General features: G+C 59.1%; 12 protein-coding genes. 5 read left to right on the top strand and 7 right to left on the bottom strand.

The window, feature by feature from the left end:
* Positions 1–93: 93 nt before the first annotated feature.
* Positions 94–990, bottom strand: a complete 897-nt coding sequence (locus tag BM198_RS16240) for a sterol desaturase family protein (RefSeq protein WP_228846183.1) — start codon at positions 988–990, stop codon at positions 94–96.
* Between the two features lie 71 nt (positions 991–1,061).
* A complete protein-coding gene (locus tag BM198_RS16235; protein WP_036992910.1) occupies positions 1,062–1,790 on the bottom strand; it encodes an AraC family transcriptional regulator in 729 nt (242 codons plus the stop codon).
* Between the two features lie 583 nt (positions 1,791–2,373).
* On the opposite strand from BM198_RS16235, the gene BM198_RS16225 reads away from it, so the two are divergent.
* From BM198_RS16225 to BM198_RS16205, 5 genes are all read left to right on the top strand, one after another.
* A complete protein-coding gene (locus BM198_RS16225; RefSeq protein ID WP_003139513.1) occupies positions 2,374–3,636 on the top strand; it encodes a TolC family protein in 1,263 nt (420 codons plus the stop codon).
* Positions 3,633–5,093, top strand: coding sequence for an efflux RND transporter periplasmic adaptor subunit (locus BM198_RS16220; RefSeq protein WP_003452298.1), 1,461 nt, complete (start codon positions 3,633–3,635; stop codon positions 5,091–5,093). The genes BM198_RS16225 and BM198_RS16220 overlap by 4 nt, the downstream gene beginning before the upstream one ends.
* Positions 5,090–8,239: an efflux RND transporter permease subunit gene (locus BM198_RS16215; RefSeq protein WP_003452300.1), complete on the top strand. Its 3,150-nt coding sequence runs from the start codon at positions 5,090–5,092 to the stop codon at positions 8,237–8,239. The genes BM198_RS16220 and BM198_RS16215 overlap by 4 nt, the downstream gene beginning before the upstream one ends.
* A gap of 145 nt (positions 8,240–8,384) precedes the next feature.
* Positions 8,385–8,717 (top strand): DUF2790 domain-containing protein, encoded by a 333-nt coding sequence (locus BM198_RS16210; protein ID WP_003452302.1) that lies wholly within the window; start codon positions 8,385–8,387, stop codon positions 8,715–8,717.
* Positions 8,718–8,873: 156 nt separating this feature from the next.
* Entirely contained in the window at positions 8,874–10,199 is a 1,326-nt protein-coding gene (locus BM198_RS16205; RefSeq protein WP_074971344.1) for an OprD family porin, read from the top strand.
* Between the two features lie 177 nt (positions 10,200–10,376).
* Here the strand turns inward: BM198_RS16205 and BM198_RS16200 are convergent, their stop codons facing one another.
* The 5 genes from BM198_RS16200 to BM198_RS16180 all read right to left on the bottom strand — a co-directional run.
* The gene (locus BM198_RS16200) at positions 10,377–10,820 is read right to left on the bottom strand and encodes a DUF411 domain-containing protein (protein WP_009686151.1); all 444 of its coding nucleotides are present in this window, start codon (positions 10,818–10,820) and stop codon (positions 10,377–10,379) included.
* On the bottom strand, positions 10,810–11,652 hold the full coding sequence (locus BM198_RS16195; protein ID WP_003139525.1) for a c-type cytochrome: 843 nt from the start codon (positions 11,650–11,652) through the stop codon (positions 10,810–10,812). The genes BM198_RS16200 and BM198_RS16195 overlap by 11 nt, the downstream gene beginning before the upstream one ends.
* 9 nt (positions 11,653–11,661) lie before the next feature.
* A complete protein-coding gene (locus tag BM198_RS16190) occupies positions 11,662–12,861 on the bottom strand; it encodes a copper resistance protein B (RefSeq protein ID WP_047149788.1) in 1,200 nt (399 codons plus the stop codon).
* Complete coding sequence (locus BM198_RS16185) at positions 12,851–13,165, bottom strand: hypothetical protein (protein ID WP_009686150.1); 315 nt, start codon at positions 13,163–13,165, stop codon at positions 12,851–12,853. Before BM198_RS16185 ends, BM198_RS16190 begins: the two co-directional genes overlap by 11 nt.
* 12 nt (positions 13,166–13,177) lie before the next feature.
* The coding region (locus BM198_RS16180) for a multicopper oxidase domain-containing protein (protein WP_167368471.1) at positions 13,178–13,703 on the bottom strand (526 nt) is incomplete at its 5' end.

Here is a 13,703-nt window from a genome sequence, read left to right as displayed (position 1 = left end):
CTGGCTCAGGCCTTCCCGCTAGGCATGCTGTTTGACCTGGGCTCCAACACCCACTTTGGGCTCGACTGAACGGCCAGCGAGGTCGGTCCTGTGCTAGCCCGCCGAGTGGGTACGGCGAATCCTATTAGCTTGTGAAACCCGCTTAAACGGAGCTACCAGTTGAGCCCGATACCCAGTCGGGTAGTCACCTTCTTGCAGTCCTACCTGGGCATCGCCGAGCTTTTCTGCCGCGTCATAGAAGGTTCTAAACAGGTGATCCCACAGCAGTAAGAACTCGCCGAAATTGACCTGGGCATCTTCGAACTCCCGTTTGTGGTGCCAGCGGTGTGTCTCCGCGACGCCAATCACATTGCGCATCCAGCCTAGCGAGTAGTCCAGGTTGGAATGTTGAAATGCGAGATGCACTGTCAGGATGCCAAACCAGGTTGCGACGAGAGCTGAAGGTGTCCCCATCGCGAAGAGCACCAAGAGTCCAGGGCCCGCCATGATCGCCGCGTGTAGTGGATGTCGACGCTCGCCATTCATCCAATAGAGGCGCTCTGCACTGTGATGGGGCTCATGTAAGCGCCATAGCCACGGCACATAGTGGCTGAGTCGGTGCATGGCATAGAGACTGAGATCCAAAACCATGGCTACGATGAGCAACTGGATCCAGAGCGGCCAAGTCGTTGGAAAGGTGCGAGCGGCATCAGGCACCCAATCGCCCAGTCGAGCCAGAATCGCAGCGGTGAACTGGATGACGGACAGATTCACGATCAGGTGAAGCAGATCGGTCAGTGTGTCGCCGTGGTCGGTAAGCCAGCTCTGACGGCACGGTTGTAGACGCTCCAGCATGGCGACCGGAATAATTCCGACTACTGCAATCAGGGCTGTGCTGGGCCAATATGGCACGCCCTCGTAAAGCTGCCAGATCATCCAGCCAGCCGTACCGCCAAATATGACGGGATAGCTGAACCAGCGGATCAGAAACCTGAAGCAATTGCTCATCATGCAGCCCCCTCTTCTTGATGCCCCTACGTTAGGCGGTCCCCAGGGTTCTGGCTTGAACAAAAAAGCTGACCTCAGCTGCTGAGACTGACCTGGCTCAGAGCTGACGAAGGATCGAGGCCAAATAGGCTGCGAAAGGTGCGGGAAAAGTGCGCGGAATCCGAGAATCCTGCAGCATGGGCGGCCCCTGTCAGACTTTGGCCAGCCGTAATGAGCTGTAACGCAGCGACTAGGCGAAGCCACTTACGGTAGCTGCGCAATGGCAAGCCAGTCTGTTCAACAAACCAATGAGAAAAACGAGTCGTCGACAGGTGCATCAGGTCTGCCAGTTCTTGTCTGCCATTGGCGGGCTCGTTCAAGGCTTCAAGGACAAGTTGCAGCCGTGGATCGATGATCGGCAGATCGGTGAGATTAAGAAATTGGCGAACCGCTCCCCGCATTTGCTGTGCGGTGATACAGGGAGTTGCCAACAGTCTCTGCAGAGACACAATGCTTTGCACATCGATAGGCAAGATGCTCGTAGAGGCATTGAATGCCCGTGCCTCCTCAGAAAGTGCATCAAGGTAAATCGAAATAACCTCAACTGCTTCGATTCGATGAGTGACGCCCGCGTGAATGCAAATGGCTCGGGCCGTGACGTGGCTGTCAGATGTAGTCACCGTCAAGTCGCGGTTGATACCAATGGTGATCTGGTGAGCCATGTGGCGATGCCAATCATGATTGCCTACCTGCCCTAAAAACACCCCGAAACCTGGAGATACCCAGGCTTTGCCGTGCCAGCTGGCACTCTGTGATGCAATCACCTGACAGTTCCTCTGCTTTTGGCACCCTACCCTGCATGACACTCTATTTGATCCAAATCAACGAAGTGCTGTTATCGCCAAAACGAGCGTTCATGCCCCGGGGCAATCTGCTATCGTCGCCCTATCGCCCCGCCTGGTGAATTGCTGTGCGTCGGATTGGATTGATCCTGGTAATGATTGCTAGCCTCGTGCTGCCGGCCTTCGGCGGTGTGGCTTTCAGCATGCCGGCACAACCTTGCCCGATGCAGAGCGCCGATCATCAGGGCCATGCAATGGCCGATGCTCCGTGCTGCGAGCAAATGGACAAGTCTGATGGGGTGGCCAAGAAGTCCCCTTGCAAACCCGGCCAGGAATGCAAGACCGGAGGACTTCTCCAGACCACCGTGATCAAGAGCATATCCCCTCTCCCCTCACGCCCCGAGATATTGCTGACCCAGTCGGTGATTAAGCGAGAGCCCGCAGGACTCTGGCGCCCTCCTCGTTTCGTCTAATGCAGTGATCATCCCGCGCCTTACAGTCAGGCGCATCGTCGCGGTCACGTTTCGTAGTCGCGACTTCGATCAATCGCATTGGAGGCGAAAGCATGTCCGCTTTCCTTTTTCCACGCCGTGGCTTTCTCGGTGTGTTGGCTGCCGCATTCTGGGCAGCTCCCTGGCTTGCCGCGCAGGCGCAGCCCCTAACTTTCGAACGAGCCCAAGCTCTGGCCGAGCAGAGTGCCCCTGAGAACCTCGCGCGCCAGGCGCAGGTGGCATCGGCACAGCAGGCTGTCGAGCCCGCAGACGCCCTGCCCGATCCCAAGCTGATTCTAGGCATCGACAACCTGCCGATCGAAGGCCCTGACCGTTACACGCTTAATCGTGACTCCATGACCATGCGCCGCATTGGGTTCATGCAGGAAGTCCCCAACAGTGACAAGCGTCAGGCTCGGCGCCAGTTGGCCGAGGCTTCAGTAGGCCGAGCCGAGGCCGAGCAGCGTGCCATGCAGTTGGAGATCAAGCGCCAGACGGCAGTGAGCTGGCTGGATGTGTACTACGCCGAACGCAGTGTTGGCCTCTTCGATCAACTGGACCGTCAGATCGAGATGCTCCGCTCGACCGTGCAATCGCTGATTGCCGGCGGTAGTGCTCAGCCTGGCGAGCTGTTGCAGGCCGACCAGGAAGCTTTGGCGTTACAAGATCGGCGAGATGAACTGAATCGCGATGTGGCAGTAGCTCGTGCCAAGCTGCGCCGCTGGATAGGCAACGAGGCTGACCAGCCTTTGCAAGGAGGTGTTCCCAGTCTGAACCTGGTGGCACCGCACCTGCAGCAACGCATTGCCTCACACCCTGAGTTGCGCGCTGCCTCCGCCCGAGTCGGCGAGGCTAGCGCCGAGCTGAACGAGGCCATCGCCGAGAAGACCCCCGACTGGGGTGTTGAGTTTGCCTACAACAATCGCGACAACCAGTTCGGCGATATGGTGATGGTGCAATTTACCTTCGACCTGCCGTTGTTCGTAGGCACACGTCAGGGGCCCAAGATCAACGCCAGACAACAAAGCGTGTCGCAGATGGAAGCCGAGCAGGAAGCATTACTGCGCGCCCATCAGGCTGAGCTGGAAGGCGGTATTGCCGAGCTTGAGCAACTGCGCAGGACCTTGTCACGCACCGAAAAAACCTTGATCCCGCTTGCAAGCAAACGTGCCGATCTCGAACTGGCCGCCTACCAAGCCGGTAACAGCCAGCTCACATCCGTTATTACTGCCCAGCGCGACCTGATTGATGCGCAACTGCGGCAGATTGAACAACAGCGCAAGTTGAGCCAGCTCTCCGCAAGCCTGTACTACGCCTATGTGGAGGGCCTGAAATGAAGATATCGACATTTGGTTTTGCGGTCGCCGTGCTGACCGTGGGCATTGGCGCGGCGGGCGGTGGCTACTGGCTGGCCCAGCGGCAAGCCAAACACGAGCTACTGCCTAGCTCCGCACCGACGGACGAGCGCAAGGTGCTCTATTGGTACGACCCGATGCAGCCTGAGCAGCGCTTCGATAAACCGGGCAAGTCACCTTTCATGGATATGGAGCTTGTCCCTAAATACGCAGGATCCGAGCAAGATCCGTCTGTCCTGAGCGTCCCCGCTCAAGCCGTGCAGAACCTCGGAATGCGGACCTCGACGGTGATCCGCGGTGTACTGCCCTCGGATATCGAGGTGGTCGGCTCCCTGGCCTATAACCAGCGAGAGGTAGCGAACCTCCAGGCCCGCGCTGGCGGATTCGTCGAGCGGGTTTACGGGCGTGCCCCTGGCGATGTACTGCCAGCTGGAACACCCCTGGTCGACCTGCTGATTCCCGAGTGGTCCGCCGCGCAGTTGGAGTTCCTCGCGGTACTGCGTACCGGTGACGCCCGCTTGATCACTGCGGCCCAAGAGCGCCTCCGCCTGCTCGGCATGCCACAAGCGTTGATAGAGCAGGTTCGCCGCAGCGGCAAACCGCGGGCAGTGCAAACCCTCACCACACCTATCAGCGGCGAGCTCCAAGCCTTGCAGGTACGCGCCGGGATGACCGTTGAAGCCGGGCAGGATCTGGCGTTGATCAACGGGCTGTCCAGTGTCTGGCTCGATGCGGCGATACCCGAGGCCATGGCCGGAAGTATCCAGGTCGGGGACGAGATCCGCGCCAACCTGACGGCCTTTCCTGATCGACCGCTGCTGGGCCGCGTCATAGCCTTGCTGCCGAGTGCCGATCCGCAAACGCGCACGCTCACGGTACGCAGCGAGCTACCCAACCCTGCCGGTAAGTTGCGCCCCGGCATGTTCGCCGCCGTACGCCTGAACAGTGCCGTCGAACAATCCACGCTTCTTGTGCCGAGTGAAGCCGTGATTCGCACCGGGAAGCGTGCATTGGTGATGCTGGCCGAAGGCGACGGACGCTACCGTCCCCAGGAAATCACCTTGGGCCGCGAGGCCGATGGGCGTCTGGAGGTGTTTTCCGGTCTTGAGGAAGGTCAGGCGGTCGTTACCTCCGGCCAGTTCCTCATCGATTCGGAAGCCAGCCTGCAGGGCATCCTGGCCGGCAATGCAGAACAGGACAGCACGGAGGGGCTGCATGTGTCTCACGGCGTTATTCGCGCACTGGACGGGAAACAAGTCACCCTGGAGCATGGCCCCTTCGAGAGCCTGAATATGCCAGGTATGACCATGGCTTTTCCTCTGGTCAGCTCCGAAGTAGCTGTGGGACTTAAGCCAGGAGATCACGTACGCATCGCCGCACGTCAGACAAACTCCGGCCTGCTGATCGAGCAGCTCCGCAAGGAAGGAGACCAGCCATGATCGCGCGCCTGATCCATTGGTCGATCGGCAACCGCTTCCTGGTACTGCTGGCCACCCTGTTCATCACCGCCCTGGGCCTCTGGTCGCTGCGCAACACGCCGTTGGATGCACTGCCGGACCTATCTGACACCCAGGTCATCATCAGAACCAGCTTTCCCGGACAGGCACCGCAGATCGTCGAGAACCAGGTGACCTACCCACTGGCCACAACCATGCTCTCGGTACCGGGGGCGAAGACGGTGCGCGGCTACTCGTTCTTCGGCGACTCCTTCGTCTACGTGCTGTTCGAGGACGACACCGACCTCTACTGGGCGCGCTCGCGGGTGCTGGAGTACCTCAACCAGGCGCAGGAACGCCTGCCCGAGGGTGTTACCACCACCCTTGGGCCGGATGCCACCGGCGTGGGCTGGATCTACCAGTACGCCTTGGTCGACCGCAGCGGCCAGCATGATCTTGCCCAGCTGCGGGCACTGCAGGACTGGTTCCTCAAGTACGAACTCAAGAGCCTGCCCAACGTAGCCGAAGTGGCCACCCTCGGCGGCATGGTCAAGCAATACCAAGTGCTGCTCGATCCGCAGAAGCTGGTGGCTTATGGGGTAACTCAGCAGGAGGTCGAAGCGGCGCTGAAGAGCGCCAATCAGGAAACCGGCGGCGCCATCCTGGAGCTGGCAGAGCGCGAGTACATGGTGCGGGCTTCAGGCTATCTAGAGAGCCTGGCGGATTTCCGCAATGTGCCGCTGCGGGCTTCGGCCAGCGGAGTTCCGGTGCTGCTGGGTCAGGTGGCCACCATTCAGCTGGGGCCAGAGATGCGTCGTGGCATTGCCGAGCTGGATGGCCAGGGTGAAGTGGTAGGCGGCGTGGTCATCTTGCGCTCCGGAAAGAATGCCCGCGATACCATCGCCGCGGTGAAGACCAAGCTGGACAGCCTGAAGGGCAGCTTGCCGGCCGGCGTCGAGGTGGTCACCACCTATGACCGTTCGCAATTGATCGACCGCGCCATCGATAACCTCAGCTACAAGCTGCTGGAAGAGTTCGCGGTGGTTGCCCTGGTTTGCCTGATCTTCCTCTGGCACCTGCGCTCGTCGCTGGTCGCGATCATCACCCTGCCCCTGGGCATCCTGATGGCCTTCATCGTCATGCGCTACCAGGGCGTCAATGCCAACATCATGTCGCTCGGCGGGATCGCAATCGCCATCGGCGCCATGGTCGATGCCGCCGTGGTGATGATCGAGAACGCGCACAAGCACATCGAGGCCTGGAAGGCTCGACACCCCGGTGAACCGCTTCAGGGCGAGGCGCACTGGCGGGTGATCGGCGAAGCTGCGGCCGAGGTCGGGCCGGCGCTGTTCTTCAGCCTTTTGATCATCACCCTGTCTTTCCTCCCGGTCTTCACCCTGGAGGCCCAGGAGGGTCGCCTGTTTGGCCCGCTGGCATTCACCAAGACCTATGCCATGGCTGCCGCCGCTGGCCTCTCGATCACCTTGGTACCGGTGCTGATGGGCTATTGGATTCGTGGGCATATCCCCAGCGAACAACAGAACCCCTTGAATCGTTGGCTGATCGGTGCATACCGGCCGGTGCTGGAGTGGGTGCTGGCTTGGCCTAAGGTGACCCTAGCGCTGGCCTTGCTAGTGTTTTTGTCCAGTCTCTGGCCCCTCAGCAGACTCGGAGGAGAGTTTCTACCGCCGATGGACGAGGGCGACTTGTTGTACATGCCATCAGCCCTGCCCGGCTTGCCGGCCAGCAAGGCCACCCAGCTGCTGCAGCAAACCAACCGGATGATCCTCACGGTGCCCGAAGTGGCACGGGTATTCGGCAAGGCCGGGCGAGCAGAGACCGCCACCGATCCAGCACCGCTGGAAATGTTCGAGACCACGGTGCAGTTCAAACCACGCGATCAATGGCGCGCGGGGATGACACCCGAAAAGCTGATCGAGGAACTGGATCGCGCGGTAAAAGTTCCGGGGCTGTCCAATATCTGGGTGCCGCCCATCCGCAACCGCATCGACATGCTGGCGACGGGGATCAAGAGCCCCATTGGGGTGAAAGTATCCGGAACCTCCTTGGTCGACATCGAGCGCATAACGCGCGATATCGAGGCCGTGGCCAAAGAGGTGCCTGGGGTGAGTTCGGCCTTGGCAGAACGCCTTACTGGCGGCCGTTACGTGGACATCCAGATCGATCGACTGGCCGCGGCGCGCTATGGCCTGAGCATCGCCGATGTGCAGGCGGTGGTATCGGGCGCCATCGGCGGCAGCAATATTGGTGAGACGGTTGAAGGACTGGCCCGCTTCCCGATCAACCTGCGCTATCCCAAGGAGTGGCGAGACAGTCCGCAGGCACTACGGCGTATGCCGATCCTCACGCAAGCCGGCCAGCAGATCACCTTGGGCACCGTCGCCCAGGTTAGTCTGACCGAAGGGCCGCCAATGCTGCGCAGCGAGAACGGGCGTCTGTCCGGTTGGGTCTATGTCGATGTCCGTGGGCGCGACCTGGCATCGACCGTGCGCGAGTTGCAGCAACGCGTAGCTGAGCAGGTACAACTCGATGCTGGCATGACCGTCTCCTACTCCGGTCAGTTCGAGTTCCTGGAGCGCGCCAATGCACGGCTGGCCTGGGTGGTACCGGCGACCTTGTTGATCATCTTCGTGCTGCTTTACCTGACCTTCAGCCGCTTCGGTGAGGCCCTACTGATCATGGCAACCCTGCCCTTCGCCCTATCGGGCGGCATCTGGCTGCTCTACTGGTTCGGCTTCAACCTGTCGGTTGCCACTGGGGTCGGCTTTATCGCCTTGGCCGGCGTCTCGGCGGAATTTGGGGTGATCATGCTGCTGTACCTGAAGAATGCCTGGCATGCACGTATGGATGCCGGGCGCAGCGGTGACCCGGCACTACTGGAGGCAATTCGTGAAGGCGCAGTGCTGCGCGTGCGGCCCAAGGTGATGACGGTGGCCGTGATCATCGCCGGCCTGTTGCCAATCCTCTGGGGCGGAGGTGCCGGATCTGAAGTGATGAAGCGCATCGCCGCGCCCATGGTCGGCGGCATGATTACCGCGCCGCTGATGTCCATGTTGGTTTTGCCGGCCGCGTACTGGCTGATGCGAAGGCAGCGTACACAGAAGGTTCGCGCACCGCAGGAGCTATAGCTTTACAAACCCGGGCAAGCCACGCGCCAAGCTGACTCGCCCGGGTAACGCGGCAGGAAGCATTACGGCGATGTAACTTTGACTTCATTTTTATGACAGGTTGAGCGGATATATTTTAATCACCACCTTGAAGGAGTGATTAAACATGAAAAGCCTCAAAGTTATTGCAGCCCTTGCCGCTATGGTTGTTTCCTCTGCCACTCTGGCAGAAGGCGGCGCTGATCGTGTTTATGGTCGGATGATTCAGGCCAATGAGCAGGCCATGCAAGAGTATGCTGCCGCTAACGGAAAGAATCCGCCTGAAGTTATTCATTACCGCTACGGCATGAAGCTCGATATCGCCAGGGTCGTGGCCACTACCTCAACGGACTCTAGCTGCAATGTGATGCCAGCCCAGATGACCTACGAGGACTCCAACGGCGATCTGAATATTCTTGAATACCGTGCAGCCGGAACAGGTTGCCGGAACCAAAACTAATAAATGACATCGCGCTGACTGAAAAGTAATTTTCAAGTCACCCTGACGTTATTTGGCATGTGGAAATATGGCCAAGGCGCGCCTGGTTATGCACGGCGCGCTTGGCACATATATGCGACCACACAATGACAACTGCCAATAACATCAGGAGCATTTATGAATAACAGAACCCTGTTAGGACTTTCTCTACTCGCTCTGAGCATCAGTACCGGGCAAGCTGCAATGGCCGCCGACGAGAAAGGCGAGGGATTTATCGAAGGCAGCAGCCTGACCATCCTCAATCGAAATCTCTACTTCAACCGTGACTTCCGCAAAGGCCAGTCCAGCAGCTCGGGTAATGGCTATTCGGAAGAGTGGGCGCATGGCGTGATAGGCCGATTCGAGTCTGGCTTCACCGAGGGCACCATAGGCTTCGGTGTCGATGCCTTTGCCATGCTAGGACTCAAACTTGACACCGGCGACGGCCGTTCAGGAGCCGGTGGCTCAGTCGATGTGCTGCCTTACAACAGCCTCGGGCAGGCTGAGGATAACTACTCCAAACTGGGTGGCGCGGTGAAAGCTCGGTTCATGGATACCGAGATCAAGGTAGGCGACGTCTTTCCTGTCAGCCCTGTCGTCCAATACGGTGATGCGCGGCTTTTACCGGAGAGTTTCCGAGGTATCACCGTGCTCAACAGCAGCGTGGAAGGACTGTCGCTTCAAGGTGGTCGCCTCCACTCGATGAGCCAACCCAATACCAGCAGCATGCGCGACGGCTTCGCTACCTTCTACGCAGGCGAAGTGGACTCGCCATGGATCGCCTATTTCGGTGGTGATTACACGCTTAATGACAACGTCGGCTTTAGTCTCTACACCAGCCGCCTCAAGGATGCCTGGAATCAATATTACGCGGGCACCACGCTGAGCTACCCGCTTGCGGACGATGTCGCCTTGATCGGCGGGCTGAACTACTACAAGGCGGTCGATGAAGGGAAGCAGCTCCTCGGGAGCTTCGATAACAACATCTGGAGCGGCAAGGTCGGCATCCAATTCGGCGCTCACACAGTGCTGGTGGGTCTCCAGCGCAACAATGGCGATGATGACTTCGACTACTTGCGCCAATCGGACTCCATCTACCTCGACAACTCCATCCAGTACAGCGACTTCAACTCGCCGAAGGAGAAGTCATGGCAAGTGCGCTATGACCTGGATATGGAGCCTTTCGGTGTGCCTGGGTTGAGCTTCATGACTCGATATGCCCAAGGCTGGGATGCCGACTACAGCAAGGCCAACGAAGTCTATATGCGCCGTGATGACAACGGCGATCCGTTGACCAACCAGAAGCGCTGGGAGCGGGACATCGGGGCCAAGTACGTTGTGCAGACTGGATCACTGAAGGATATGTCTTTCCGTGTTCGCCAAATGACCACTCGCGCGACCGATTACGAGTCGGATCTGGATGAAGTCCGCCTGATTGTCGAGTACCCGCTGGAAGTTCTCTAACCCTGGCAAGCGGGCGGGTTGATTGCCCGCTCGCGCCTTGGTCCTGCTGTCCCCTCGTAGTGCTCCTTTGGTTTGGAGACAGCCCTTGGCGCCCTCGGGCGCCTTTTTTACTTAGGTTAAAGGGCGTATGAAAAAGAGTCGGCCACTACACACAAGCGGCCGTGCTGGCAGGCAGTACTACTGAGCGGGATATTCTGCAACGACCTGATCAGACCCCGCCTTGGTCAAGCCAATGACCTGGTAGGCATGCTGTACGCCATCGACTTCCATACCGGGGGAGCCCGCCGGCATCCCGGGAACAGCGATGCCCACGAGATCATCGCGCTTGGTGAGCTCGATGACCTGAGCCGCCGGCACATGACCTTCGACGAACTTGCCGTCAATCACCGCGGTGTGACAAGACGCCAACCGCGGCGCAACGCCCAGACTTTGCTTCACTGCCGACATGTTGCTTTCGACATGGTCGACGACTTTGAAGCCATTCGCTTCGAGGTGTGAAATCCACTTCTTGCAACATCCGCAATTGGCATCACGATGGACATCAATCGTCAGGGCATCAGCTGCTTGAACTGCAGATGTGACGGAGAGAGCGGCCAGCAAGGCCAGATATTTAGCTTTCATGCACGTGCTCTTTGCCATCGGCGTGGGTGTGGGTCTTGGGCGAGGCGTTCGGAGCCTGCTCGGCGTGATGATCACCTCCGTTGGACGACGCCTCATCCCCAGCATGGTGGTCATCGCCACTCATATCCGAATGGTGACCTGCCTTAGGTGCGGAGCCACCCTCGCTATCCGTAGCCGCGGCATCGTGATGACCAGGCTCTCCAGCATCACCTGATCCATGATGGTCATCGCCACCGCCACTATTGTCATGATGGCCAGGCTTGTTGTCGCCGTGCTGTCCTTCATGGTTATGCATCTGCGTTTCCCCACCACCGTGCTGATGGCCGCCACTGGATGCGACGAGTGTTTGGTATTGCTTGGCATCCATCGTCGGCAGTTGGTTGAGGAAGGCAACCATGCCCCAGATGTACTCGTCTCCCATGCTCTTGCCCCACGCAGGCATACCCGTTGCCTTGATGCCATGCTTGATCACCCAGAACGCTGCTGACGGATTGCCATCGACACCGATCTTGGCGAGGTTGGGGGGCGCAGGATAAAGCGATTGGCTTAGCTCGGTCTCCGCCACACCTGGCGCCAAATGACAGCCGATACACATGGAGTTGTAGTTGCCCGCACCGGCGCGAATAAGAGCTTGATCATCCAGGTTGGGAACCTCGATGTCCCGCGAACGGACTTCGATAGAGCGGTCACGGGCCATCGTGAGAAACGCATGCACTGCAGGAAAATGGGGATCGTCGGCCCCCACGTTGACCACGCCAAAGTAGGCGCCGGCCAGGACAGCTGTGCTACCGACCACGCCGGCCGCCACCAAAGTTTTAATTGTTCTTTTCATGTCAGGTTCTCAAAACCACATCCGGATACCGGCGACAAAACGCGCCTCGTCTACATCACCGCCCTCGTCGCGCACCATGTCTGCCGTGTTGCCATAGGAGCGGCTCCAGGAAACCCCGATATAGGGGGCAAACTGCCTGACAATCTCGTAACGCAGACGCAAGCCGAGCTCGGTATTTGCCAACCCAGACCCCACACCTCGCTCAGGATCGTTCTTGCCGTAGAAGTTCATTTCGGCAGTTGGCTGGAGAATCAGCCGGTTGGTCAGCAGAATGTCGTACTCGCCCTCCAGTCGGGCAGCAGTTTGGCCATTCTCGCCGACGAAGGCCGTGGCTTCGGCCTCAAAGGCGTAAAGCGCCATGCCCTGGATACCGAAGGCGGCCCAAGTCTGCGGCGACTCCGGTTTGAAGTCCTGGCGAACGCCCGCGACGACATCCCACCAAGGGCCGATCGAGCGGCCGTACAGCAGCTGTAATTCAGCATCCTCGGTCACGCCGTTGGTACGCTCGCCTTCGGAGCGGAACCAGACCCGGTTGATATCACCGCCTACCCAGCCCGACGCATCCCAGGCCAGGGTGCTGCCCTCATCTGCGTCCTGGTATTCGAGCTGATCGAGCAGGAAAAAACTGTTGATGGCGCTGTCGTGAACCTTGTGGCCAGGTAATGGCGGGAAAGCCGCTTGGCGATCAGCATCCGTCAGAACGGGAATCGGCGTACGGCTGGTGGTTCTCGGGGCTTCAGCGGAGCCATGGTTCATCTTTGAATGATCCATGCCCTCCATCTGTCCTTGCATGGCGCCATGCCCCATCTTGCTGTGATCCATAGCCTGGGCCTTCTCTTGGCTCTGGCCGTGGCCCATCTGGCTATGATCCATGCTGCCCGAAGCACCCTGCATGGCGCCGTGATCCATCTTGCTGTGGTCCATGGCTGGAGCCTTTTCTTGGCTCTGGCTCTGGCTGTGGCCCATCTGGCTATGATCCATGCTGCCCGAAGCACCCTGCATGGCACCATGGTCCATCTTGCTGTGATCCATGCCCTCCATCTGCGCTTTGGTAGCGCCGTGGCTCATCTGGCTATGGTCCATCGACATGGTGCCGTGCCCCATTGCCGAATGATCCATTTCTTCCGCAGCCAAAGTAACGCCGCCGCTGAACGCACTCAGCGACACAGCCAGCGCCAAGAGAGATGGACGTGAAAACCTAGTGGTCATGGTTCGAACCTGCTTCGGCTTCGGTGCCGCCATGCTTATCCATCATGTTTTCGTGATTCATGCCGTCATGCTTCATGTCTCCGTGATCCATGGCGCCATGATCCATATGCTGGCCAGCCGCCTTATCCTTCGACTGATCTGCGTGATTGCCACTGGCGGTCTTGGGCACAGCCGACTCGGCAGCATGTTGTTCGTGCTCACTGTGCCCCTCACCTGCCAACGAAACCGGTGCGTGCAGGGCAGCCAATAGGCTGAACATGACTGCGCTGCCAGCCAGGGCATTTCGCTTCATAAAAGTGCTCATCAGAAATCTCCTTTACTCATCCACACGAACTTCACGGAACATGCCCATTTCCATGTGGAGCAACAGGTGGCAGTGATAGGCCCAACGACCCAACGCATCGGCAGTCACTCGATAGCTGCGCTTGGAACCTGGCGGCATGTCGATGGTGTGTTTACGCACCAGGAAATTGCCGTTCGCATCCTCCAGGTCGCTCCACATGCCATGGAGATGGATCGGGTGAGTCATCATGGTGTCGTTGACCAGCGTGATGCGAACACGCTCGCCGTACTTGAGGCGCAGAGGCTCGGCGTCAGAGAACTTGATGCCATCGAAGGACCAGGAGAATTTCTCCATGTGCCCGGTAAGGTGCAGCTCGATGGTGCGACTTGGTTCGCGACCATCCGGGTCGAGGAAGGTGCTGCGCAGGTCAGAGTACGTGAGGACGCGTCGGCCGTTGTCTCGCAAACCAATACCTGGGTCGTCCAACTTATGCGTTGGTGTCATGGTTTGCATATCGACCAGCGGGTTGTTGGTCTCTGAGGCTGGGTGTGCCTGCATG

This window comes from Metapseudomonas otitidis (assembly GCF_900111835.1).
In the GTDB taxonomy this organism is placed as follows: Bacteria; Pseudomonadota; Gammaproteobacteria; order Pseudomonadales; family Pseudomonadaceae; genus Metapseudomonas; species Metapseudomonas otitidis.
This window is presented reverse-complemented; position numbering and strand designations above follow the sequence as displayed.